23 protein-coding genes are annotated in these 22,137 nt (G+C 68.9%); 19 read left to right on the top strand and 4 right to left on the bottom strand.

The features are described 5' to 3' along the window. Window positions 1–46 precede the first annotated feature (46 nt). On the bottom strand, window positions 47–559 hold the full coding sequence (locus GKZ92_RS19115) for an inorganic diphosphatase (protein ID WP_006357037.1): 513 nt from the start codon (window positions 557–559) through the stop codon (window positions 47–49). Between the two features lie 269 nt (window positions 560–828). On the opposite strand from GKZ92_RS19115, the gene dacB reads away from it, so the two are divergent. Genes dacB through tilS form a run of 3 tightly spaced genes read left to right on the top strand, consistent with a single transcriptional unit; the run spans window position 829 to window position 4,168 of the window. Beyond that, complete coding sequence (gene dacB, locus GKZ92_RS19110) at window positions 829–2,148, top strand: D-alanyl-D-alanine carboxypeptidase/D-alanyl-D-alanine endopeptidase (RefSeq protein ID WP_042378021.1); 1,320 nt, start codon at window positions 829–831, stop codon at window positions 2,146–2,148. Then, window positions 2,145–3,233, top strand: a complete 1,089-nt coding sequence (locus GKZ92_RS19105; protein WP_042378028.1) for a zinc-dependent metalloprotease — start codon at window positions 2,145–2,147, stop codon at window positions 3,231–3,233. The genes dacB and GKZ92_RS19105 overlap by 4 nt, the downstream gene beginning before the upstream one ends. After that, a complete protein-coding gene (gene tilS / locus GKZ92_RS19100; protein WP_042378022.1) occupies window positions 3,212–4,168 on the top strand; it encodes a tRNA lysidine(34) synthetase TilS in 957 nt (318 codons plus the stop codon). The genes GKZ92_RS19105 and tilS overlap by 22 nt, the downstream gene beginning before the upstream one ends. 27 nt (window positions 4,169–4,195) lie before the next feature. On the opposite strand, the gene GKZ92_RS19095 is transcribed toward tilS, so the two are convergent. Continuing rightward, complete coding sequence (locus tag GKZ92_RS19095) at window positions 4,196–4,918, bottom strand: glycine zipper family protein (RefSeq protein ID WP_196222014.1); 723 nt, start codon at window positions 4,916–4,918, stop codon at window positions 4,196–4,198. A 316-nt stretch (window positions 4,919–5,234) separates the two neighbouring features. Between GKZ92_RS19095 and hpt the strand changes: the two genes are divergently transcribed. The 9 genes from hpt to GKZ92_RS19050 all read left to right on the top strand — a co-directional run bounded on the left by hpt (window position 5,235) and on the right by GKZ92_RS19050 (window position 13,586). Further along, the gene (gene hpt / locus GKZ92_RS19090; RefSeq protein ID WP_042378024.1) at window positions 5,235–5,798 is read left to right on the top strand and encodes a hypoxanthine phosphoribosyltransferase; all 564 of its coding nucleotides are present in this window, start codon (window positions 5,235–5,237) and stop codon (window positions 5,796–5,798) included. Window positions 5,799–5,978: 180 nt separating this feature from the next. After that, the gene (gene ftsH / locus GKZ92_RS19085) at window positions 5,979–8,390 is read left to right on the top strand and encodes an ATP-dependent zinc metalloprotease FtsH (RefSeq protein WP_035754590.1); all 2,412 of its coding nucleotides are present in this window, start codon (window positions 5,979–5,981) and stop codon (window positions 8,388–8,390) included. Window positions 8,391–8,400: 10 nt separating this feature from the next. Beyond that, complete coding sequence (folE, locus tag GKZ92_RS19080; RefSeq protein ID WP_006357030.1) at window positions 8,401–9,012, top strand: GTP cyclohydrolase I FolE; 612 nt, start codon at window positions 8,401–8,403, stop codon at window positions 9,010–9,012. A 17-nt stretch (window positions 9,013–9,029) separates the two neighbouring features. Further along, on the top strand, window positions 9,030–9,938 hold the full coding sequence (gene folP / locus GKZ92_RS19075; protein WP_439111978.1) for a dihydropteroate synthase: 909 nt from the start codon (window positions 9,030–9,032) through the stop codon (window positions 9,936–9,938). Further along, on the top strand, window positions 9,931–10,302 hold the full coding sequence (gene folB, locus GKZ92_RS19070; protein WP_035754592.1) for a dihydroneopterin aldolase: 372 nt from the start codon (window positions 9,931–9,933) through the stop codon (window positions 10,300–10,302). The genes folP and folB overlap by 8 nt, the downstream gene beginning before the upstream one ends. After that, window positions 10,299–10,826: a 2-amino-4-hydroxy-6-hydroxymethyldihydropteridine diphosphokinase gene (gene folK / locus GKZ92_RS19065; protein WP_006357027.1), complete on the top strand. Its 528-nt coding sequence runs from the start codon at window positions 10,299–10,301 to the stop codon at window positions 10,824–10,826. Before folB ends, folK begins: the two co-directional genes overlap by 4 nt. Next, on the top strand, window positions 10,823–11,338 hold the full coding sequence (locus tag GKZ92_RS19060; RefSeq protein ID WP_006357026.1) for a DUF3180 domain-containing protein: 516 nt from the start codon (window positions 10,823–10,825) through the stop codon (window positions 11,336–11,338). The genes folK and GKZ92_RS19060 overlap by 4 nt, the downstream gene beginning before the upstream one ends. Window positions 11,339–11,497: 159 nt before the next feature. Then, window positions 11,498–12,667: a DUF6779 domain-containing protein gene (locus GKZ92_RS19055; RefSeq protein ID WP_006357025.1), complete on the top strand. Its 1,170-nt coding sequence runs from the start codon at window positions 11,498–11,500 to the stop codon at window positions 12,665–12,667. Between the two features lie 133 nt (window positions 12,668–12,800). After that, window positions 12,801–13,586 carry a hypothetical protein gene (locus tag GKZ92_RS19050; protein WP_042378025.1) on the top strand — a complete coding sequence of 262 codons (786 nt, stop codon included), beginning with the start codon at window positions 12,801–12,803 and terminating at the stop codon, window positions 13,584–13,586. A 20-nt stretch (window positions 13,587–13,606) separates the two neighbouring features. Here the strand turns inward: GKZ92_RS19050 and GKZ92_RS19045 are convergent, their stop codons facing one another. Further along, the gene (locus GKZ92_RS19045; RefSeq protein ID WP_035754596.1) at window positions 13,607–15,043 is read right to left on the bottom strand and encodes a serine/threonine-protein kinase; all 1,437 of its coding nucleotides are present in this window, start codon (window positions 15,041–15,043) and stop codon (window positions 13,607–13,609) included. A 301-nt stretch (window positions 15,044–15,344) separates the two neighbouring features. Between GKZ92_RS19045 and GKZ92_RS19040 the strand changes: the two genes are divergently transcribed. From GKZ92_RS19040 to GKZ92_RS19025, 4 genes are all read left to right on the top strand, one after another. After that, on the top strand, window positions 15,345–16,397 hold the full coding sequence (locus tag GKZ92_RS19040) for a Rossmann-like and DUF2520 domain-containing protein (RefSeq protein ID WP_006357022.1): 1,053 nt from the start codon (window positions 15,345–15,347) through the stop codon (window positions 16,395–16,397). Between the two features lie 86 nt (window positions 16,398–16,483). Beyond that, window positions 16,484–17,386: a pantoate--beta-alanine ligase gene (gene panC / locus GKZ92_RS19035; protein ID WP_372512898.1), complete on the top strand. Its 903-nt coding sequence runs from the start codon at window positions 16,484–16,486 to the stop codon at window positions 17,384–17,386. A 2-nt stretch (window positions 17,387–17,388) separates the two neighbouring features. Beyond that, window positions 17,389–17,829 carry an aspartate 1-decarboxylase gene (gene panD, locus GKZ92_RS19030; RefSeq protein WP_035754598.1) on the top strand — a complete coding sequence of 147 codons (441 nt, stop codon included), beginning with the start codon at window positions 17,389–17,391 and terminating at the stop codon, window positions 17,827–17,829. Window positions 17,830–17,856: 27 nt separating this feature from the next. After that, complete coding sequence (locus GKZ92_RS19025) at window positions 17,857–18,660, top strand: type III pantothenate kinase (RefSeq protein WP_006357019.1); 804 nt, start codon at window positions 17,857–17,859, stop codon at window positions 18,658–18,660. 8 nt (window positions 18,661–18,668) lie between these two features. On the opposite strand, the gene GKZ92_RS19020 is transcribed toward GKZ92_RS19025, so the two are convergent. After that, the gene (locus tag GKZ92_RS19020) at window positions 18,669–19,256 is read right to left on the bottom strand and encodes a TetR/AcrR family transcriptional regulator (RefSeq protein ID WP_035754600.1); all 588 of its coding nucleotides are present in this window, start codon (window positions 19,254–19,256) and stop codon (window positions 18,669–18,671) included. Between the two features lie 60 nt (window positions 19,257–19,316). Here GKZ92_RS19020 and GKZ92_RS19015 point away from each other — a divergent pair, with 60 nt between their 5' ends. The 3 genes from GKZ92_RS19015 (at window position 19,317) to GKZ92_RS19005 (ending at window position 22,092) form a co-directional block, all read left to right on the top strand. After that, window positions 19,317–20,297: an alpha/beta hydrolase gene (locus GKZ92_RS19015; protein ID WP_035754602.1), complete on the top strand. Its 981-nt coding sequence runs from the start codon at window positions 19,317–19,319 to the stop codon at window positions 20,295–20,297. Between the two features lie 64 nt (window positions 20,298–20,361). After that, window positions 20,362–21,483, top strand: coding sequence for an FAD-dependent monooxygenase (locus tag GKZ92_RS19010; RefSeq protein ID WP_035754604.1), 1,122 nt, complete (start codon window positions 20,362–20,364; stop codon window positions 21,481–21,483). Window positions 21,484–21,636: 153 nt separating this feature from the next. After that, window positions 21,637–22,092, top strand: coding sequence for a hypothetical protein (locus tag GKZ92_RS19005; protein ID WP_006357015.1), 456 nt, complete (start codon window positions 21,637–21,639; stop codon window positions 22,090–22,092). Window positions 22,093–22,137: the final 45 nt, after the last annotated feature.

Here is a 22,137-nt window from a genome sequence, read left to right as displayed (position 1 = left end):
CGACAGCGTGTGTCGTCGGCGGTCGTGAATGACTGCTCGGGTGGCGTCAGCCGCGCGAGGGCTCGTTGGCCTCGTCGGGGTGAGCGGCGAGACGGTCGATGGCCTCCTGGGCGACCTTCTCGGCAGCCTCCCGGCCGACCCAACCACCGGGCTGGACCTCCTTGCCGGGCTCGAGGTCCTTGTAGTGCTCGAAGAAGTGGCTGATCGGGCCCAGCTCGTACTCCGACACGTCGGAGATGTCCTTGATGTGGTCCCAGCGCACGTCGCCGGCGGGCACGCACAGCAGCTTGTCGTCGCCGCCGGCCTCGTCGGTCATCGTGTACATGCCGACGATGCGGGCGCGCACGATGATGCCGGGGAAGACCGACTCGGGCAGCAGGACCATCGCGTCGAGCGGGTCGCCGTCCTCACCGAGGGTGCCGTCGATGTAGCCGTAGTCGGCGGGGTAGCCCATCGAGGTGTACAGGTAGCGGTCGAGGTAGACCTTGCCCGTCTCGTGGTCGACCTCGTACTTGTTACGGCCACCTTTGGGGATCTCGATGGTCACATCGAATTCCACTGTTCCTCCTGGCAGTTGCGAATCGGGGGGTGTGATCGCCGGACGGCCAGATGGCCGCGCGTCGCAACAACGATACTGTTAGTCCGACGACCTCGGACTTCGTACCCCAGAAGTTCGCGGGTATATCAGGTGCCAGGTCGCATTACCCGACATAACGGTCAGAGCTGTGCGAGAGATCCGGAGGCTTCGTGGGCGCAACCACCAGACCCGCAGGTCGTGATGGCAGGCCACGCAGTCGCAAACTCCTCTGGTGGACGATCGTCGCCGTCGTGGTCCTCGCGCTGGTATCGACCGCTGCGGTGGTCGTGGCACTCCGTCTGGACAGGGAGGCCGAGCTGCCGCCGGGGATCCCGCCGCAGCCCGCCGCGATCTCCCTCGACCCGCAGATCGACCCCGTCGCCGCCACCGCTCCGGCCCCGACGCCGGCCGGTGTGTCCCGGGCGATCGCCCCCGCTCTGCGGAATCCGGCGCTCGGCGTCCTGAGCGGCATGATCTCGGACTCGCTGACCGGCGAGGTGCTGTGGTCGCGCAACCCCACCCGTCCGCGCATCCCGGCGTCGAACGACAAGGTTCTCTCGGCCGCGGCCTTCCTCGAGGCCATGCCGCACGACGCGCGCCTGACCACGACGGTCGTCGCCGGGTCGAACGGACAGGTGATCCTCAAGGGCGCCGGCGATCCGACCCTGACGGCGCAGCCCGCCGGTGCCGACACCTTCTACAGCGAACCCGCCCGGATCGCCGACCTCGCCGAGCAGATCAAACAAGCCGGCATCCCGGTCACCTCGGTGGCGGTGGACCTGAGCGCCTTCTCCGGCCCGACGATGGACCGGACCTGGGACCGTCGGGACATCCAGGGCGGCGACATCGCGCCGATCGAGTCGCTGATGGTCGACGGCGCCCGCCTCGAACCGCTCGACGAGTACTCGCCGCGGTCCGCGACGCCCGGGATCATGGCCGGTGAGGCACTGGCCGCGGCGCTCGGCGTCGACGCGCCGGTCGCCGAGGCGTCCGCACCCGCCGGCGACCGCGTCGTGGCGAAGGTCGAGTCCGCACCGCTGGTGACCCGGGTCAACGACATGCTCCGCTACAGCGACAACGTGCTCGCCGAGACGCTGTCGGTCGAACTGGCGGTGCATCGCGGCGGACCCGCGACCCTCGCCGCCGGTGTCGACGCGGTCGAGGAGGTCCTGTCGACCACCTTCCCCGATCAGTGGACGGGCACCACGCTGGCCGACGCCTCGGGCATCTCCTACGCCAACCGCACGACGCCCGCGCTGCTCGACGCGGTGATGACCGCGGCGAGCGGACCCTCGCATCCCAAGCTGCGACCGATGCTCGACGGTCTGCCGATCGCCGCCGGTACGGGCACCCTCGCCGACCGGTTCCCGGTCGCCACCACACCCGGTGCCGGATGGGTGCGAGCGAAGACAGGAACACTCACCGGCGTCAGTTCGTTGACGGGCATAGTCCAAACGATCGATGGCCGCGTGCTGTCGTTCGCCCTCATGTCCGGCGGCACCTCGCCGGCGGACGCGAGACCCGCCCTGGACTTCGTGGTGGGTCAACTCAGAGAGTGCGGGTGCCGATGAGCATGGCAGGAACCGACAGCAAGGCAGCGGTCGAGCCGGTGGGTGAGGACACCCGTCTGAGCATCGGGTCGCAGATCGACTGGCCGCTCGCCGCGTCGACGGCGAAACGGCTCGTCCGACCCGGCCCCAAGACCACGGCCTACACCTACGAAGCCGCGCAGGCCGAGCTCGCCGACGCCGCGACGCGTGCGGAGGCTCCGGTCCGCGAGGTCACCGGTCTCGCCGACGGACTCCGCATCCCGACGACCCGAATCCTCGACCGCTCGGGCTGGATCGACGCGGCCTCCGTCTCGATGCGATCAATGCTGGGGTCCGACGCCGGAGTCGGATCGTCAGGCCTCGCCGCCAAGTTCGGCGGTGTACAGGCCGGGGGGCTGCTGGCCTTCCTCTCCACGGCCATCCTCGGCCAGTACGACCCGTTCACGCCGGACCCGGAGACCGGTGAACCCGGCGTGCTGATGGTCGTGACACCCAACATCATCAACGTCGAACGCCAGCTCAAGGTGGTGCCTTCGGACTTCCGCCTGTGGGTGTGCTTACACGAGGTGACGCACCGTGTGCAGTTCTCGGCCAACCCGTGGCTGCGCGACTACATGCAGGACAACGTCGCCGTGCTCACCTCCGAGACCGGTGAGTCGACCACCGAGATCGTCACGCGGATGACCAAGGCGCTCAAGGGCTCCGAACCCCGCGAGAAGGGCATCATCGGCGCGATGCAGCTGCTGCAGAGCCCCGAGCAGTTCGACGCCTTCCAGCGGATGATGGTTCTCGGCACCCTGCTCGAGGGTCACGCCGACCACGTGATGGACGCCGTCGGCCCGGCCCACGTCCCGTCCGTCGCCCGTATCCGCACGGCCTTCGACAAGCGCCGCAAGGCGCCGCAGAACCCGGTGCAGCGCATCATCCGCGCTCTCATCGGTATGGACGCCAAGATCGCGCAATACGTCCGCGGCAAGGCCTTCGTCGACGAGGTGGTCGAGACCGTCGGCATGGAGCGGTTCAACACGGTGTGGACCTCGCCCGAGACGATGCCGCTGCCGGACGAGATCGACACGCCGCAGGCATGGATTCGACGCGTGCTGTGACGCGGGTGGTCGCGGATTTCTCGACCACCGTTCTCGACGACCCGCACGCCGCCGTCTGTGTCGGGCTCTCCGGCGGTGCGGACTCGCTCGCCCTCACGGCGACGGCCGTCCGCGCGGGACTCGACGTCACCGCGCTGGTCGTCGACCACGGTCTGCAGGAGGGTTCGGGCCACGTCGCGGCCCGAGCCGCCGAGACGGCACGCGAACTCGGTGCCGCCGCCCGCGTGCTCGAGGTCAGGGTCGGGACCCGCGGGGGACTCGAGGCCGCGGCCCGCGATGCGCGATATGCGGCGCTCGACGTGGCCCGGGACGGTCGTCCGGTCCTCCTCGCGCACACCGCCGACGATCAGGCCGAGACCGTACTGCTCGGCCTCGCACGAGGTTCCGGGGCACGATCGATCGCCGGTATGCGGGCGTGGAAGGGCCCCTGGGGGCGGCCGTTGTTGCGTGTCCGCCGGATGCAGACGCTGGCGGTGTGTACCGAACTCGGGCTGGCGGTGCACCATGACCCGCACAACCGCGACCCGCGGTTCACCCGCGTGCGACTGCGTGCCGAGGTGATCCCGCTGCTCGACGACGTGGTCCGCGGAGGCGTCGTGGATGCGCTGGGCCGCACCGCAGACGCGCTGCAGGACGACAACGACGCCCTCGATGCCTGGGCGGAGACGGTGTGGGGAAGTGTCCGAACCGTCGACGGACTCGACGTCGCACCGCTGCTGGACGTGCCGAGGGCGGTGCGGACCAGGGTGATCCGTCGCTGGTTGCTCGGAGTGGGGGCGACCGAGCCGACGCAACGGGTGATCGCCGCGGTCGATCGGCTCGTCGTGGAATCCGGAACGGGGCGCGCCCAGGTGGCGATCGGCGGCGACCCGGGCGTGCGCACGGTCGTGGAACGTGGTGGTCAAATGCTGACGGTCCGCCTCACCGAGAGGTGAGACGGACCGCCAGGAGAGAACTGCGACCTACCGCTTGGGCGGCGTGAACGGCGAGTTGATCGTGTTGAAGTAGTGGATTCCGGCTCCGATCAGCGTGCCGCCTCCTCCGATCACGAGACCGACGAGGCCGCCGACGGCAGCTGCGGGGGCGACGCCGACGAGACAACCGACGACCGGCGCGGCGATTCCGAAGACGAGGCAAGCGAGCCCTCCGCCGACGATTGCACCGACGATCGTGCCGACCAGCGACGAGATCGACGTGCCCGCACTCAGTTGCTGCTGGAAGCGGACCAATGCCTGATCGTCGCGCTCCTGACGGGTCTGAGGCGCTGCAACCTGGTGTCGTGCAAAACCACGCACTCTTTCGACGTCCGCCGGATTGACCTGCACGGACCGCGCGTTGTTACGCGACGGAATGAGCGTCACCTTGTTACCGGCCTGACGTGCGTCGATCGGGAACTGACGGTCCTCCAAGCGATATGCAAGAGGCATACGGAACAGCTCCGCGCCGTTGCGACCGCGAATGGTCAGCGAACCGTTATCGGTGCTCGCGGACGCATTGTGCAGCGTGAGGGTCAGCGACGACTGATTCCAGGTTGCGTCGTAGGTCGCCGGCCCGACCTGCTTGGGGGCGGCCTGCGCGGTCCCGGCGAAGGCCGTGATCACAACAGTGGCAAGCGATATGGCAACGGCGACCAATGTGCGCGTGGACTTGCGCGACAAGGCCCCGTCCTGTCGTTCAGTTGACATGAAGGAATTCTTTCCATGAAGGGGAGTTCCCCGAGGAAGGGAATGGGGGAACTGTGATCGATCATATTCACAGGTCGAATTGCCCCTGCTACCCACGGTGCTGGCGGGTTCATCAACGTTCACAAACCCGGCAAAACAATTGTGAAAAAAAGTTTCGCTAGGGGCTGATGTTAAAGTTCGTTATCTGACTGTTATACAAGCAAACAACTCGGCGGTCAAAATTGGTCCGAACGGTCTACTCGCTACTCGCGAGTAATTTCCGGCGGCGGTCCCACCCGTCGGCCATGTGACCCGCGAAACATGACAAGCTGTAAAGGTGCAGTCCGCTGACCCCTACGCCGCTGACATCGACGCTGTTCTGATCACCGAGGAGCAGATCAAGCAGCGCACCGTCGAACTAGCCCACTCCGTCGCCTCTCGGTACACCGCCATCGAGGACGACCTGGTCCTGATCGGGGTACTCAAGGGAGCGGTCATGTTCATGACCGATTTCGCGCGCGCCCTGCCGATCCCGTCGCAGCTGGAGTTCATGGCGGTGTCGAGCTACGGCTCGTCGACCTCATCGTCCGGCGTCGTGCGGATCCTCAAGGACCTCGACCGCGACATCGAGGGCCGCGACGTCCTGATCGTCGAGGACATCATCGACTCGGGTCTCACCCTGTCGTGGCTGATGAAGAACCTCGCCACGCGTTCGCCCCGCAGTCTCGAGGTGTGCACGCTGCTCCGTAAGCCCGAGGCCGTCCGGTCGCCGGTTCGTGTCGCCGACGTCGGCTTCGACATCCCGAACGAGTTCGTCGTCGGGTACGGACTCGACTACGCCGAGCGTTACCGGGACCTGCCCTACATCGGGCGCCTCAAGCCCGCGGTCTACAGCAGCTGATCCGTGAGACCCGAACCCGCCACGACCTGCGCGCCGTCGCGGTGATCCTGCGACGGGAACGGTTTCACCAGCGTGATCGTTGACCGGTAGCCTCAATGTGTACGTCGATGGGAAGGACATGGGAACGGAGTGGGCGCCGGGACTCGATCCCGCACGCCGGTCGAACCCCCACCAACTGGCATGAACCGTAAGACAGTCTTCCGCAACCTCGCCATCCTGGCGCTCGTCCTGCTCGCACTGTGGGGCTGGAGCGTGATGAGCGACTCCGACCGCGAGTACCGGGGCGTCGACACCTCCGTCGCGCTGGAGCAGCTGAACAAGAAGAACACCAAGTTCATCAGCATCGACGACCGCGAGCAGCAGCTGCGCATCGAGCTCAACTCGCCGATCAAGGTCGACGACGCCGACGCGGACAAGATCAGCACCAAGTACCCCGCCCAGGCCGGCGAACAGATCTTCGACGCGGTCCAGGAGACCGGCACCAAGTACACGACGAACGTCAACGAGCAGTCGGTGCTCTGGCAGATCCTCATCTTCGTCCTGCCGATGATCCTGCTGTTCGGTCTGTTCTTCTTCGTGATGAGCCGCATGCAGGGTGGTGGCCGCGGCGGCGTCATGGGCTTCGGCAAGTCGAAGGCCAAGCAGCTCAGCAAGGACATGCCGAAGACGACCTTCGCCGATGTCGCCGGCGCCGACGAGGCCGTTGAAGAGCTCTACGAGATCAAGGACTTCCTCCAGAATCCGGCCCGCTACCAGGCCCTGGGCGCCAAGATCCCGCGCGGCGTGCTGCTGTTCGGCCCGCCCGGAACCGGTAAGACCCTGCTTGCGCGTGCGGTCGCCGGTGAGGCCGGGGTGCCGTTCTTCACCATCTCCGGCTCCGACTTCGTCGAGATGTTCGTCGGTGTAGGTGCGTCCCGCGTCCGAGACCTGTTCGAGCAGGCCAAGAACAACAGTCCGTGCATCATCTTCGTCGACGAGATCGACGCCGTCGGCCGCCAGCGTGGTGCGGGCCTCGGCGGTGGCCACGACGAGCGTGAGCAGACGCTGAACCAGCTGCTCGTCGAGATGGACGGCTTCGGCGACCGGTCGGGCGTTATCCTGATCGCGGCGACCAACCGTCCCGACATCCTCGACCCGGCACTGCTGCGCCCTGGCCGCTTCGACCGTCAGATCCCGGTCGGCAATCCCGACATGGCCGGGCGCCGCGCGATCCTCAAGGTGCACGCCAAGGGCAAGCCGATCGACTCGGACGCCGACCTCGACGGTCTGGCCAAGCGCACGCCGGGTATGTCCGGCGCCGATCTGGCGAACGTCGTCAACGAGGCCGCTCTGCTCACTGCACGTGAGAACAAGCAGACCATCACGGCCGAGGCGCTCGAAGAAGCCGTCGACCGGGTCATCGGCGGGCCGCGGCGCAAGGGCCGGATCATCAGCGAGCACGAACGCAAGGTCGTGGCGTACCACGAGGGTGGGCACACCCTGGCCGCGTGGGCGATGCCCGACCTGGACCCGATCTACAAGGTCACGATCCTCGCGCGCGGTCGCACCGGCGGTCACGCCCTCGCCGTGCCCGAGCAGGACAAGGACCTGATGACGCGGTCGGAGATGATCGCGCGCCTGGTGATGGCCATGGGCGGCCGCGCCGCCGAGGAACTCGTCTTCCACGAGCCGACCACCGGCGCGTCGTCGGACATCGACCAGGCCACCAAGATCGCCCGCGCGATGGTCACCGAATACGGCATGAGCGCCAAGCTCGGCGCCGTACGGTACGGCCAGGACCAGGGCGATCCGTTCCTGGGCCGCTCGATGGGTGCCCAGTCGGCCTACTCGGCGGAGATCGCCAGCGAGATCGACGACGAGGTCCGGCGTCTCATCGAGGCGGCGCACACCGAGGCGTGGGCGATCCTCACCGAGTACCGCGACACCCTCGACGTGCTCGCGACCGAGCTCCTCGAGAAGGAGACGCTGACCCGCAAGGACCTGGAGAAGATCTTCTCCGACGTCGTCAAGCGTCCGCGGATCACCGCCTTCAACGACTTCGGTGAGCGGACCCCGAGCGACAAGCCGCCGGTGAAGACTCCGGGTGAGCTCGCCATCGAGCGCGGCGAGCCGTGGCCCCCACCGGAGGCGGCAAAGATCCCCGAGCCCGTCGGTGCGGGCTACCCGGGTGGTTCGCAGGTTCCGGGGCAGGTTCCGAACTACCCGCCCACCTACCCCGAGCCGGGTACCCAGGGCGGACCGGTTCCGCCTGGATCGGGGAGCCCGAATCCCCAGTACCCGAATCCCCAGTACCCGGATCCCCAGTACCCGGGTGCGCAGTATCCGGGTGCGCAGAATCCTGCTCCCCGGTATCCGAATCCCCAGTACCCGAACCCGGGTCAGTCGGCTCCGCCGCCCGGTGGTCCGTACACCGGCGGCACCCGCCCGGATTACGGTGCGCCGCGCGACTGGTCGGCACCGGGATGGCCGCCGGAGCAGCCCTCGGCCGATCGTCCCGCCTCCAACGGGACCAACGGCTGGGGCCGGCACGGCGACAACGGGAATGCCCGGACGGACAGTGCCGGTGAGGGTGATGACGGGCGAAGCTCGTAAGGTTTGACGCATGACGATCAGCGAGGGGCGCGACGCCGTGGTGAATGGGCACCGGTCGGAGTTCGATCAGGCACGTGCCGAGGCCGCGGTCCGCGAGCTGCTGCTGGCGATCGGCGAGGACCCCGACCGTGAAGGTCTGGTCCGCACCCCGACGCGGGTGGCCAACGCCTACCGCGAGATGTTCGCCGGCCTGTACACCGACCCCGACGAGGTCCTCGCGACCACCTTCGACGAGGACCACGACGAACTGGTGCTGGTGAAGGACATTCCGATGTACTCCACCTGCGAGCACCATCTGGTGTCCTTCCACGGTGTCGCGCACGTCGGGTACATCCCGGGGACGTCCGGCCGGGTCACCGGCCTGTCGAAGCTGGCGCGGCTCGTCGACCTGTACGCCAAGCGCCCGCAGGTCCAGGAGCGGCTGACCAGTCAGATCGCCGACGCGGTCATGCGTAAGCTCGAACCCCGCGGCGTCATCGTCGTCATCGAGGCCGAGCACCTGTGCATGGCGATGCGGGGCATCCGGAAGCCGGGGGCGACCACCACGACGTCGGCCGTCCGCGGAATCTTCAAGACCAGTGCGGTATCCCGCGGCGAAGCCCTCGACCTGATCACCCGGTGACCCCGGCCGATCCTCCGATGACTCCCTCGAGCGCGGTCCCGGCCGGTGGTGGGAACCACCAGACGCTGGTGATGGGCGTCCTGAACGTCACCGCGGACTCCTTCTCCGACGGCGGTCGCTACCTCGACACCGACGCAGCGGTCGCGCACGGACTCCAGCTGATCGAGCAGGGCGCCGACCTCATCGACGTCGGTGGTGAGTCGACCCGTCCGGGCGCCATCCGCGTCGACCCCGACCTCGAGGCGAAGCGCGTCGCCCCGGTCATCGCAGCCCTCGCCTCACACGGCGTCGTCGTCTCGGTCGACACCATGCGCTCCGAGGTCGCGGCCGCCGCCATCGAGGCCGGTGCCTCGATCGTCAACGACGTCTCCGGCGGTCGTGCCGACGCCGACATGGCGCGCGTGGTCGCCGACGCCCGACTGCCCTGGATCCTGATGCACTGGCGGCCGGCGGGGGAGAGCACGGATCGTCGGTTCACCCACCGCATCGGTGATGTCGGTGGGTACCGCGACGTGGTCGCCGAGGTCAGCGGTGAGTTGCTGGCGCAGGTCGACGCCGCGGTCTCCGCAGGCGTCGACCCGGATCAGCTCATCCTCGATCCGGGACTCGGCTTCGCCAAGACGGCCGAACACAACTGGGCTCTGCTGCATGCGCTCCCGACCTTCATCGGGCTGGGTTTCCCCGTCCTCGTCGGTGCGTCCCGCAAACGGTTCCTCGGCACACTTCTCGGTCGCGACGGCGTCGACCGTCCGCCCGCGGGCCGCGACATCGCGACGGCGTCGATCTCGGCGCTCACCGCCGCGGCCGGCGCCTGGGGCGTCCGCGTCCACGATGTGGCGAGCACCTACGACGCCGTGACCGTCGCCGAGGCCTGGCGTGCGGGCGGCTCACGCACCACATTCGGAGCAGGAGGGTCGCATGGCTGACCGGATCGAACTACGCGGACTGAAGGTCCGTGGGAATCACGGGGTCTTCGACCACGAGCGCGAGGACGGCCAGGACTTCTTCATCGACGTCACCCTGTGGCTCGACCTGCGTGCCGCCGCCGACACCGACGACCTCGCCGAGACCGTCGACTACGGCGCACTCGCCCAGCAGGTCGCGGCGATCGTCGGGGGCGAGCCCCGCAACCTGATCGAGACGGTCGGTGCGGAGGTCGCGGAGACGATCATGGCCGACGAACGCATCTCCGCCTGCGAGGTCACCGTGCACAAGCCGTCGGCACCGATCCCGTTGACCTTCGACGACGTCGCGGTGGTGACCCGCCGCTCCAGGAAGGGCATGCGATGAGTCGCGCGGTGCTCTCGGCCGGCTCCAATGTCGGGGATTCACTGGGCCATCTGCGGTCGGTGGTCGAGGGTTTCGGAGACGAACTCGTCGCGGTGTCCGCGGTGTACGCGACCCCACCCTGGGGCGGCATCGAACAAGACGACTTCCTCAACATCACCCTCATCGTCGACGGGCCGCTGAGCGCGCGGCAATGGCTGGACCGGGGCAACGAACTGGAGCAGGCCGCCGACCGTACCCGTGAAGTCCGTTGGGGGCCGCGAACTCTCGATGTCGACGTCATCTCCGTCACGGAGGCCGGGGGCGTCGTCGTCGACGACGACCCGGTGCTGACGCTTCCGCACCCGCGGGCGGCGCAGCGTGCTTTCGTCCTCATCCCGTGGTTGGAGATCGAACCGGAGGCCACTTTGTGGACGCCGGAGGGGGAGCGGCCGGTGCGTGAGCTGATCGATGCCCTCGACGCCGCCGAACGGGACGCGGTGCGTGCCGTCGAGCGACTCGGGCCGGGCGGGGGTGGCGGGTCATGACGCTTCCCGACCCACGCCGTCCGGGGCAGGACGACGAGGAGACCGGCCTCGGTCCCACCCGGCTCCGCGACCTCGTCGTCATCGCCGCCGTCACCGCGATCGCCGCGTGGATTCTGGTGCGCTACAACTACAACGACTTCCCGCCGCTGCCGCTGCTGGCCGGGATCGTGCTCTACGTGCTCGCCGCTCTCGAGGTCGTCATCGCCTTCGTCGTCCGGTCGAGGGTCGAGTCCCGGGACGTGGGTCGTGCTCGCGGACAACTCCATCCGCTCACCGCGGCACGAGTGCTGGCCCTCGCCAAGGCTTCTGCCATCCTCGGGGCGATCGCCGTGGGCGTGTGGACCGGACTGCTCGTCTTCCTCCTCGGTCAGCAGAACGTGACGGCCGCCGACCAGGACCGACCCGGCGCGATCGTGGGCCTGATCGGGGGCGTGTTGTTGGTGTGCGCGGCGATGTGGCTCGAGTACTGCTGCCGGGCGCCCGAGGACCCGCCCGCCGTCGGCGATTCCTGACATCGCTCGTCGGCCACCACAGAGGAATTCTCGGCATGGGGGACCCGAACCGACTCCGGCGCACACGGCGAAATATGGGCGACATAACACGTCGCCGATCTGAGAAACTCCGAACCCGGTTCGCGTGTGAATGTACTGACAGCGGGTAAGTTCACGATCATGACGACCTCGAACGGCCGTTCTGCCGACTCGCGACGCTCAAGTCGGTCGGCGGCGCAATGGCTGCTCGGTCTGCTGATCGTGCTCGCCCTGGCGGCCAGCGTACTGATGGTCTTCACCGATCGCCTGTCGATCCTCGGTTCGCTGGCGGTCATCGCTGCCCTGTGGGCGGCGGTCATCGGCGCGATCCTCGTGACCAAGTTCCGGCGGCAGGCCGAGAGTGCGGAAGCCAAGAGCCGCGACCTCCGACTGGTCTACGAACTGCAACTCGAGCGGGAGATCGCCGCGCGTCGTCAGTACGAGCTCGACGTCGAGACGACCATCCGCAAGGAGATCACCGCCGAATCCAACGAGGAACTCTCCGAGCTCAAGGCCCAGGTGCTCGCACTGCGGTCGAGTCTCGAAATGCTTCTCGGGGAACCGCTCCCGGATCAGCGTGCCGCGCTGTCGAGCGAGAAGATGCGTGAGCTGGCCTCCGGTCTGTCGGGTGCCCACGCGGGGTCCTTCGGCGGAGAGTTCGGCGGCGTCCCGCCCTACCGCTCGACATATGACGACGACGGTCTGCGCGCCGCACGCGACTTCGCGGCCACCGCGCCGACCGCGGACGACGGCCGCCACACCGGGCCCGTCGACCCGAACGAGATGACCGAGGTGATCCCCGTCATCACCGACGATCCGATCTCCGGTCGGATCGCCACCGAGGTTCCCGTCGAGGAGGTCGACCAGCACTCCGCCGGTTCGACGCCGTTCGCCCCACGCGCCGATGAGTCCCGGACCGCCGACGCCGAGGACGTGTCGGATGCGGAGGTCGTCGACGATTCGCGCGGTGCGGACGAGTCGGCCGCCTACACCGACGAGACGCCGACCGACGAGTGGGCGACCGGAGCGAGCGCCGAAGCTCCGGCCGAGACCGGCGAGACCGGCGCCGCACCGGAAGAGGAAGAGACCGCGACCTCCGACGTCGAGGCCCCCGCGTTCCTCGGTGCCGCCGGTCGTCACGAAGGAAACGCCGGGCGCCCCGCCTCGACCTTCGGTGGTGGTCGCCGTCGGCGAGCGGCCGACGACGACTCCGAGTCCGCGCACTCGGCGGGCCTGCCCGTCTCGGAACTGCTCAACCAGCTGCGTCAGCAGTCCGGGACCACCGGCGGTGGTCGCCGGCGACGCGACTGATGACAGCCGCGCTTCTGCCGTCGACAGACGATTCGTCGAATTCGTATCGGCTTCGTCATCCGGTTGGATCAGTTCTGTGACGTAGGTGCTTATTCGCGCCGTAGAAGTTGGACGGTCGACCTAGACTGCCCGCATGAGCGGAGCTCTGGCAGGCGGTGAGCCCGGTCTGGTCGACCGGGCCGGCACCCCCTACGTGCCGCTCCGCCACACCGACCGCGGAACCGCGATCAAACGGTCACTGGTCAGTGCGTCGTTGTTCCTGCCGCTGCTCGCATGGTGGCCGATGGTGTTGTGGCTGTTCACCTTCGATCCGCTCAACGAGACCCCGTTCCCGGAGTATTACGCGGACTATGTCGCCAACGGGCCGGCGACGAGCCTGATCCTGATCTGGGCGCTCACCGCGTTGATGCCCGTCTACATTGTCCTGGTGCTCGCGTTCTGGTCACGCAGTATGGTTCGAGCGGCGATCGCGGTCCCGATCGGGGCGATCGGGGCACTCGGTTTCTGGGGCGGTCAGGTCCCGGTGCTGGTGCGGTCGGGCGAGTACGGGATTCTCAATCTCTGTTCCGAGCACATGCCGGCGTGGGTCGTGTTGCTGATCGTCGCGTGGTCGATCGCGCGCCGGCGACATTTCTGGTGGGTTCTCGCAGTTCCGGTCATCGCGTTGCTCGCGATCAATGCCTACGAAGGGTGGGCGACGAATCCGGTGGACACGATCGTCGACGGCACCGGCGATCTGCTGGGGGTTCCCGCGGCCGAGGTTCTCGATCCCTTCTCTCCCCGTTTCCGATCGCCGTTCGACGACGCAGTCGACATCATCGCCGGCGTGCTGACGCTGTGGATCGTCGACGCGGTGATCGGTGCCCTGGCGCGACAGGACCGACCCGAGCCGACGACCTACTCGATCGACGAACGCTGACCCGACGCACCGGTGGGCCGTCAGAACTGCAGGACGATGGCGCGGACGATGGTGAACCCGAGCAATCCGACGCTCAGGAGCATTCCCAGGACGCACAGGGTTCGGGCCAGTCGCGCCGCCGACGAGGCGCGGCCGCGTCCGGCGAGGTACCAGCCTGCAACGCCCACGGGCAGGCCGAGGCCCCCGACGACGCTGAGTGGCACCGCCGCGATGCCGCAGGCCAGCGACGCCGTGGTGAATCGTGCCGGGTCGGTCTCGGGCGGGAGAGGTTCGATCACGTGCAGGTCGCCGGAGGCCCGGATCATCGTCGACTCCAGGGCGGAACCGGGAACCGTCTGACCCGGGAGTTCCGAGTACGCCGTGGCCGCGGGGAACCCGTGACCGTGTGAAGAAGCCGGGGGTACGTGCCCGGTGTCGGCAGGCCGCGATCGGGGTGTCCCTTCCACCGGCGCGGTGCGCAGGCCCGCGGCCTCGGTCGGCGGCAAGGCGCCGCGGACACGCATCGTCCGGGTCTGCGGTGGGATCGGAGTACCAGCACCCGGCCGTGCTCGGGGCGGTGCCGTGGCAGCAGGCCGTGGGCCGGGGGCGGGAAAGAAGCCGGTGGTGTCGACCGCGTACCGGAACTCGGCGGCGAACGCGCCCGCCGAGGGCGGCCGGTCCGCGGGATTCTTGGCGAGCCCGTGGCGCACCGCCTCCGACACGGCCGGCGGGAGACCGGGCCGCAGGGACGACACGTCCGGCGGGGGTGTCGTGAGGTGGTGATGGATCATCATCATCGGTGTACGGGCGGTGAACGGGACTGTGCCCGTAAGTAGTTCGAAGGTCGAGCAGGCCAACGAGTAGACGTCGCTGCGGGCGTCGAGGGCCTCCGCCGAGAGTTGTTCGGGTGAGGAATAGGGGAACGAACCGAGCACCAGGTTGGCCGATGTCAGCGACGTGCCCCCGTCGGTCTGCCGCGCGATTCCGAAGTCGGCCAACCGGATACGACGCTCCTCGGGGCCCCCGGTGTCGGATTCGGCTGCGCTGATGAGGATGTTGGCGGGCTTCACGTCGCGGTGCAGCAGTCCGTGGCGATGGGCATGGTCGAGGGCGGCGCCGATCGAGTCGCTCACCGCCGCGACGTCGTCGAGCGGAAGGCCTCCGGGGGACGCCTTGACGAGGGCTGCCGCATCGGTTCCGGCCACGTACTGCATCGAGATCCACAGCCGGCCGTCGACCTCGCCGCGGTCGTAGACGCTGACGATGCACGGATGGTCGAGTTGGGCGGCCAGGTCGGCTTCGCGGGTGAATCGCGCGCGGAACGTCGGATCGTTGGACACGTGCTCGGCGAGCACCTTGATGACGTCGAGGCGGGGGAGTCGAGGGTGTTGCGCGAGGTAGACCGCGCCCATGCCGCCGGCGCCGATCTTGCGCACGATCGTGTAGCCGGCGAACTGGGTACCCGCTTCCAGGCTCATCTGCGGACCCCCTGAGGTCGGGCGATGGAGCGATGAACGCCTCGGACGGCCTCAGCGTACGCCGGTTCGGCCCAGGTCACAGCTGGGTCTGTCGGCCGATGGACATCGACGGCCGTCGACTCGCCGTCGGCGGCGGACGAGAGCCCCGGGTGACACCTGTCACACAGTTGGCCCGGACCGCGGTGAGAGTCCTACCCTTGCTCTGCAACGTCTGGTACCCGTGCCGAGGCCGCCGTGGAGAGAACTCCGTCCACGCGGAATCCGGTGAAGGCGGGACTGGAACGAACCATGGAGGACAGCGGTGACCTCACCGACCGGTGATCCCGGCGTGCCGTTCGCACGGCAAGCCGGTGGCGACGACGCCCACGGCAGCACTGCCGCGGACGCTTTCGGTGACCGCCCGTATCCGGTCCGGTCCGATCCTTTTCCCGGTACCTCGAACCTGCCTGCACCCGCCCGCCTCACGGTCGGCATCGTCTCGGCCGGCCGTGTGGGGACCGCGCTCGGCGAGGCTCTCGAGAAGGCCGGGCACGTCGTCGGCGCGGTCGTCGCCCGGTCGCCGCAGTCCCGGGCCCGCGCCGCCCAGCGTCTCCCCGATTCGGAGATCCTCGCCCTCGACGCCGTCGTCGCCCGTTCGGAGCTGCTGCTGCTGAGCGTGCCGGACGCCCGGCTGAGCGCGGTGATCGACGAGATCGCGGCGTCGGGCGCGCTGCGTCCCGGCACGATCGTCGCGCACACCGCCGGCGCCCAGGGCGTCGACATCCTCGCGCCGGTGACCGCACGCGGCGCTCTCGGACTGGCCCTGCATCCCGCGATGACCTTCGTCGGCAGCGCGGAGGACACCGCGCGTCTGACCAACGCCTGCTTCGCGATCACCGCCGCCGACCCCGTCGGCGAGGCCATCGCGTCGTCGCTCGTCCTGGAGATGGGCGGGGAACCGGTACGGATCGCCGAAGCCGACCGCACGCTCTACCACGCGGCACTCGCCCACGGCGCGAATCACCTGATCGCACTGATCTCCGACGCAGTGGCCGCGCTGAACGCCGCGATCGACCACTCCGGACGCGACGTCGCGACCGTCGACGGCAGTGGCACGCGCCTCGCCGAACGCATCCTCACCCCACTCGTCACCGCGTCGTTGAACAACGTGCTCGATCTCGGCCCGTCGGCGCTCACCGGTCCGGTGGCGCGCGGCGACGCCGAGGCCGTCCGCAAGCACCTCGCCGCGCTCCGTGCCGTGCCCGGCGGGTCCGGCGAGCACGGGATCGCCGAGGCCTATCGGACCCTCGCCCGCCGGGCCGCCGAGCGGACCGACGCCCCGGCCGCACTCCTCGACCTCTTGGAGGAGCGATGAGCCAGACCACCCATCCGACACCGCCGATCAAAGGAGATGCCGTGAGCGCCCCGCCCGATGAGACGCCGACCTACAAGGCCGGTCAGATGACCGTGCACCGCGAACCGGCGACCCTGACCCGGGTGACCCGGGCGCTGCGCGCCGCGGGCAAGCGAGTGGTCTTGGTCCCGACGATGGGCGCTCTGCACGCCGGCCACCTGCAACTCGTACGGGCGGCGAAGGCCAAGGGCAACACGGTGGTCGTCGTCTCGATCTTCGTCAACCCGCTGCAGTTCGGCGCCAACGAGGACCTCGACGCGTACCCGCGCACACTCGACGCCGACCTCGCGTTGCTCGAGCCCCTCGGCGTCGAACTCGTCTTCGCGCCGAACGCCGCGTCGATGTACCCCAACGGGCAGCGGACGATGGTGCACCCCGGCGAGGCCGGTGGAATCCTCGACGGCATCTCGCGCCCGACACATTTCGCCGGGATGCTGACGGTGGTCCTCAAGCTGCTCAACATCGTCGGACCGAATGCCGCCTTCTTCGGCGAGAAGGACTATCAGCAGCTCGTCCTGATCAAGCAGATGGTCACCGACCTCGATCTCGACGTCGAGATCGTCGGCGTCCCGACCGTCCGCGAATCCGACGGGCTGGCGATGTCGTCGCGCAACCGCTACCTGACCCCCGAGCAGCGCGAGCTGGCCACGACGCTGTCGGCAGCGCTGGTCGCCGGCGCCCATTCCGCCGAGGGCGGCCGGGACGCGATCGTCGCGTCGGCGCGGGCCGTGCTCGACACCGTGCCCGAGATCGACGTCGAATACCTTGCTCTTCGCGGCCGTCAGTTGGAGGAGGCGCCGGAGAAGGGGGCCGCCCGGTTGCTCGTCGCCGCGCGCCTCGGAACGGCGCGTCTCATCGACAACGTCGGCGTGAACGTCGGCGGTCTCGCCGCACTCGAAGAAGAAATCGCCTGGAACAACGCCGCCACCACCACGACAGAGGGACGATGACCATGCTGCGCACCATGATGACCTCGAAGATCCACCGCGCCACCGTGACCCAGGCGGATCTGCACTACGTCGGCTCGGTGACGATCGACCAGGATCTGCTCGACGCCGCGGGACTGCTCGAGGGTGAACAGGTCACGATCGTCGACATCGACAACGGTGCCCGTCTCGTCACCTACGCGATCGCCGGTGAACGCGGCAGCGGTGTCATCGGGATCAACGGCGCCGCCGCACATCTCGTGCACCCCGGCGACCTCGTCATCATCATCGCCTACGGCATGCTGAACGAGGCCGAGCTCGAGGAGTATGCGCCGAACGTCGTCTTCGTCGACGACCACAACCGCATCCTCGAATCCGGCGACGACCCGGCACACGCACCCGAGGGCTCGGGTCTCCTCGACCCGCGGCAGCTCGACGGCCCGGTCTTCGCCGACGCGACGGTCTGACGCCGGCGAACGACACGGAGCCCATCGATGCTGCTCACCGTCGACGTCGGCAACACCAACATCCACCTCGGCGCGTATGCCGGGACCGGGGATCACGCACGGCTGGTGCGTGATTGGCGCATCCACACCGACCCGCACTACACCGCCGACGAACTCGCCTGGGTCTTCCGCGGCATGCTCGGCTCGGACATCGAGCAGGTCACCGGCGTCAGTGCCCTGTCGACGGTGCCGTCGTTGCTGCGGGAGTTGCGGGTCATGCTGCCCCGCTACTTCGGCGACGGCCCGCACGTCCTGCTCGAGCCCGGCGTGCGTACCGGGGTGCCGCTGCTCGTGGACAACCCGAAAGAGGTGGGCACCGACCGCGTCTCCAATTGCCTTGCCGCACATCACGAATACGGCGGACCCTGCATCGTGGTGGCCTTCGGCACCGCGACCGTCGTCGACGCCGTGTCGGCGAAGGGCGAGTTCCTCGGCGGCGCCATCGCGCCGGGCGTGAACCTGGCGGTCGAGGCGCTGTCGGAGCACACCGTGACCGTGCGCAAGGTCGAGTTGATGCCGCCGCGCAGCGTGCTCGGCAAGAACACGGTCGAGGCCCTGCAGTCGGGCATCCTGTACGGCTTCGCCGGCCAGGTCGACGCCCTCGTCGACCGCGTCTGCGACACCGTGCCGGGCTTCGACGGCGACGACGTCACCGTGGTCGCCACCGGATACCTCGCCCCGCTCATGTACGACGAATGCCGGTCCCTCACCGACCACCACCCGCACCTCACCCTCGAAGGGCTGCGACTGGTGCACGAACGGTCCAAGGCCAGTCCGCGGCGGGGCAAGTAGGACTCGCCTCACCGTCGGCTCCGCAGCGCCCCTCCGGTATACGCCGCGATCCGGTCGGTGAGCTCGTCCTCGTCGAGACCGGTGCCGGCCAGCTGATGGATCTGCGCGTCGAGCGCGGGGAACGTGAGGCGTAGGTCGGCCTGCGCGTCGTCGGGCGTCCAGCCGTCGGCCACGAGATATTCGGTCAGTCGGGTGATGAGGCGTTGCGCGAAGGCGGTGTAGAGGTCTCCGACAACGGCGGGGCTCGCCAGTTCGCGAAGGCGACCGTGCGCCCGGCCATGACTCGAGTTCTCCGCCACCGCAGCCGCGACCACCTCGCGCAGCACGGTCGGCCAGGCTGCCGATTGGACCGGGTGGGCGTCGAGGACCGCGACCATCCGCGCTTCTGCCTCCGCGAGATGACGGGCGGCGAGCTCGTCGAAGATCGCCTGTTTGTCACCGAAGTACTGATAGATCGAACCGACCGAGACGCCGGCGGTCTCGGCGATCCGATTGGTCGTCAGCGCAGCGCCCTCGGTGTCCAGAAGCTGAGTCGTCGCCTCCAGGATCGCCTCGACGGTGAACGAAGATCGTTGCTGTCGTGGTCTTTTGCGCATGTCCGAGGTCTCCGGTGAATGCGAGTTGTGCCGGGTTCGCGGGCGCTCGACGATTGATGGGTGACTTACGGATCGTACCTACGCTTCCTACCCGAACCCTGGCGTTCGGCCGCCGCGGGCATCGATGCCACGTCGTCGTGGTGGCGGTGGCCGGCGAGTGAGACGCGCGCGTCGGGCCCGGTGGACGTCCACATCCGGGCGTCGCGGCCGGCGGCGCCGCTACGGGTGCTCCTGCTTCACGGCGGTGGTGGGCACAGCGCGCTGGTCTGGCCACTGGGTGCCGTGCTCGCGGGGGAGGGGTACGACGTGCTGGCACCAGACCTCCCGCAGTACGGACGGACGCGCGTCGCCGATCTCGGTCGCGTGCGGTACCGGGACTGGATCGATCTGGTCGGTGATCTGATCGCCGCGGAGACCGAGCGCGATCCCCGGCCGATCGTCGTGTTCGGTGCGAGTCTCGGCGGCATGCTCGGCTACGACGTCGCGGCACGGGGTGCGCGGGTCGCCGCGGTCGTGGCCACCTGCCTCCTCGACCTCGCCGGCGATCCGGCGGCGCGACGAGCAGTCGCCCGCACGCCTGCCCTGGCGCGCTTCATCCCGCTGATGTCGGCCACGGCGCGGATCGGGGTGCCGGCTCGGCTGCGGTTCCCGATCAGGTGGGTCGCGCCGATGGCGCGGATCAGTAACGACCCCGCGGTGTCGCAGGCCTGCATCGACGATCCGCGTGGGGCGGGCTCGGTTGTCTCTCTGGGGTTCCTGGCGGACCTGATCACCCACGAGGTTCCCGTGCCGGAGGACTATCGGGGGCCGCGGGTGGTGCTGGTCCATCCGGCGGCCGACACCTGGACGCCGCCGGACATCAGCATCCGGTTCGCACAACGGATCGCAGCGCGAACCGACATCCACCTGCTCACCGGCTGCGGTCACTTCCCGGTCGAGCAACCGGGCGTGGACGAGTTGGCCGGCCATCTGAGGGCGCTCGGCGACGAACTGATCGAACCCGGCAGTACGTCGTCGGGGTCGGCCGAACATGTGCGGTAGCCCCGAGCAGGATCGTGGTCGGCGTTCGGCGATCTAGCCTCTTCTCCATGCGGAGGAGAACGTCGTGAAGGTCGCCGTGGTCGGCGCGGGCATCGCCGGTCTGTGTACCGCGGCCGGGCTGTCGTCGTCGGGCGCGGAGGTCATCGTGCTCGAGCGTGCGTCCGAGGTTCGTGGGGGAGGGTCGGCGCTCAGCCTGTTCGGCAACGGGCTCCGAGCGCTCGAATCGCTCGGTCTCCGATCTGTGGTTTCCGGCGCCCGAGGGGTTTCGCCCACCCTGAACGGAACCCGCCGTCCTGATGGGCGATGGCTCACCCGCTTCGACCCGTCGGCCATCGAGCAACTCCGGGTGGTGCGGCGGACCGACCTCCACGAGGCACTCCTCGGCCGGGTCGGATCGGGCGTGGAGATCCGGACCGGAACCGGCGTGCGCGAGGTGCGCGGCGGGACCGTCCAGCTCGACGACGACACCACGATCGATGGCTGCGACGTGATCGTCGGAGCGGACGGTCTGCGGAGTCGGGTGCGTCCCGCCGTCACCCACGACCCGGGCGCGGCCTACAGCGGCTACGTCGCCTGGCGGGCCATCACCGCGCGGCCGGTCGACCTCGACGCGGCGGGCGAGACGATGGGGCACGGGCAACGGTTCGGTATCGCGCCGCTACCGGACGGGCACGTCTACTGGTTCGCCGCGGTCAACTATGACGAGGGTGTCGAAACGGGCGGCATCGGCGAAGTGCGAGAACGTTTCTCGGGATGGCACGCGCCGATCGGGGAGATCCTCGAGGTGACCGATCCGGCGGACGTCGGGGTGCTGCCCATCGAGGAACTGGCGCGCCCCCTCCCCACCTTCGTGCGGGGCCGATGCGTGCTCGTCGGCGACGCCGCTCATGCGATGACCCCGAACCTCGGGCAGGGGGCGAACCAGGCGATGGAGGACGCGGCGACCCTCACCGCGCTGCTGGGCAGCGCAGGGATGGATGTCGACGACGCTCTGCGTACCTACGACCGTCCGCGTCGGCGTCGTACCCAACGCATCGCGCGCCAGGCGTCGGCCATCGGGAAGGTCGGGCAGTGGCGGTCGGCACCCGCGGTCCGGCTGCGCGATCTGGCGATGCGGGCCGCTCCCGACGCGGCGCTCAACAGACAGTTGCGGCGTATTCAGGATTGGCAACCGCCCGTGCGGTGATCGTCACCGGAGTCTGGTCCCGGGCGTGGAGCTGTGGCATACTCGTCGCCGTGATCAAGAGCTGTCAGGAGTGTTGTCAGGGCTAGTACCGCATCTGCGGCTGCCCTACTTCGCGCTCCCCGCTCGTTTTCGATCACCTGAGGACTCCCTCTCATGACCGCTTCGGTTGCCACCTCTGTCGTTTCCCGCACCATCTTCGCCGCGACCGCGCCGACCGTCGCCCCGGCACCTGCCGCACCGCTGTCCCTGCAGGTCAGCGACTATGCGAATGCTGTCGCAGAAGGCGCCACGCCGGTGGACGTCCGCTCCCATCGCCGACGCCAGATCGACGGCGCACTGTTCGGCGCGCTCGCCATCGACGCCGTCGAGGTACTCGACCGGCTCACCCCCGGCACCTCCGAGTCGCTGACCGCGGCCCGCGCCGACTCCCGCTGGATTCTCGTCAGCGAGGACGGCCACGAGGCCGAGTGGCTGGCGTGGCACCTGCAGGCGCGGGGCGTCCACGGTGCGGTGTTCGTCGTCGGCGGGCATCGTCGGATGCGCCAGGCCAAGGTCAACGGCCGCATCCATCCGGACGAGCTCGCCATGATCTCCGCGCACGAGAGCTGAACCGCCCCGTCCGTCCCTGTCACCGCTGTCACAGCAGGTGCGGCG

Origin of the sequence: Gordonia sp. 135 (genome assembly GCF_009720185.1) — a bacterium.
Taxonomy (GTDB): domain Bacteria; phylum Actinomycetota; class Actinomycetes; order Mycobacteriales; family Mycobacteriaceae; genus Gordonia; species Gordonia alkanivorans.
This window is presented reverse-complemented; position numbering and strand designations above follow the sequence as displayed.

Excerpts from the sequence above, each read along its gene's own strand:
- GKZ92_RS19105 (WP_042378028.1), top strand. The coding sequence starts at position 2,145 with ATGAGCATGGCAGGAACCGACAGCAAGGCAGCGGTCGAGCCGGTGGGT.
- tilS (WP_042378022.1), top strand. The coding sequence starts at position 3,212 with ATGGATTCGACGCGTGCTGTGACGCGGGTGGTCGCGGATTTCTCGACC.
- GKZ92_RS19095 (WP_196222014.1), bottom strand. The coding sequence starts at position 4,918 with ATGTCAACTGAACGACAGGACGGGGCCTTGTCGCGCAAGTCCACGCGC.
- ftsH (WP_035754590.1), top strand. The coding sequence starts at position 5,979 with ATGAACCGTAAGACAGTCTTCCGCAACCTCGCCATCCTGGCGCTCGTC.
- folE (WP_006357030.1), top strand. The coding sequence starts at position 8,401 with ATGACGATCAGCGAGGGGCGCGACGCCGTGGTGAATGGGCACCGGTCG.
- folP (WP_439111978.1), top strand. The coding sequence starts at position 9,030 with ATGACTCCCTCGAGCGCGGTCCCGGCCGGTGGTGGGAACCACCAGACG.
- folB (WP_035754592.1), top strand. The coding sequence starts at position 9,931 with ATGGCTGACCGGATCGAACTACGCGGACTGAAGGTCCGTGGGAATCAC.
- folK (WP_006357027.1), top strand. The coding sequence starts at position 10,299 with ATGAGTCGCGCGGTGCTCTCGGCCGGCTCCAATGTCGGGGATTCACTG.
- GKZ92_RS19060 (WP_006357026.1), top strand. The coding sequence starts at position 10,823 with ATGACGCTTCCCGACCCACGCCGTCCGGGGCAGGACGACGAGGAGACC.
- GKZ92_RS19055 (WP_006357025.1), top strand. The coding sequence starts at position 11,498 with ATGACGACCTCGAACGGCCGTTCTGCCGACTCGCGACGCTCAAGTCGG.
- GKZ92_RS19050 (WP_042378025.1), top strand. The coding sequence starts at position 12,801 with ATGAGCGGAGCTCTGGCAGGCGGTGAGCCCGGTCTGGTCGACCGGGCC.
- GKZ92_RS19045 (WP_035754596.1), bottom strand. The coding sequence starts at position 15,043 with ATGAGCCTGGAAGCGGGTACCCAGTTCGCCGGCTACACGATCGTGCGC.
- panC (WP_372512898.1), top strand. The coding sequence starts at position 16,484 with ATGACCGTGCACCGCGAACCGGCGACCCTGACCCGGGTGACCCGGGCG.
- panD (WP_035754598.1), top strand. The coding sequence starts at position 17,389 with ATGCTGCGCACCATGATGACCTCGAAGATCCACCGCGCCACCGTGACC.
- GKZ92_RS19025 (WP_006357019.1), top strand. The coding sequence starts at position 17,857 with ATGCTGCTCACCGTCGACGTCGGCAACACCAACATCCACCTCGGCGCG.
- GKZ92_RS19020 (WP_035754600.1), bottom strand. The coding sequence starts at position 19,256 with ATGCGCAAAAGACCACGACAGCAACGATCTTCGTTCACCGTCGAGGCG.
- GKZ92_RS19005 (WP_006357015.1), top strand. The coding sequence starts at position 21,637 with ATGACCGCTTCGGTTGCCACCTCTGTCGTTTCCCGCACCATCTTCGCC.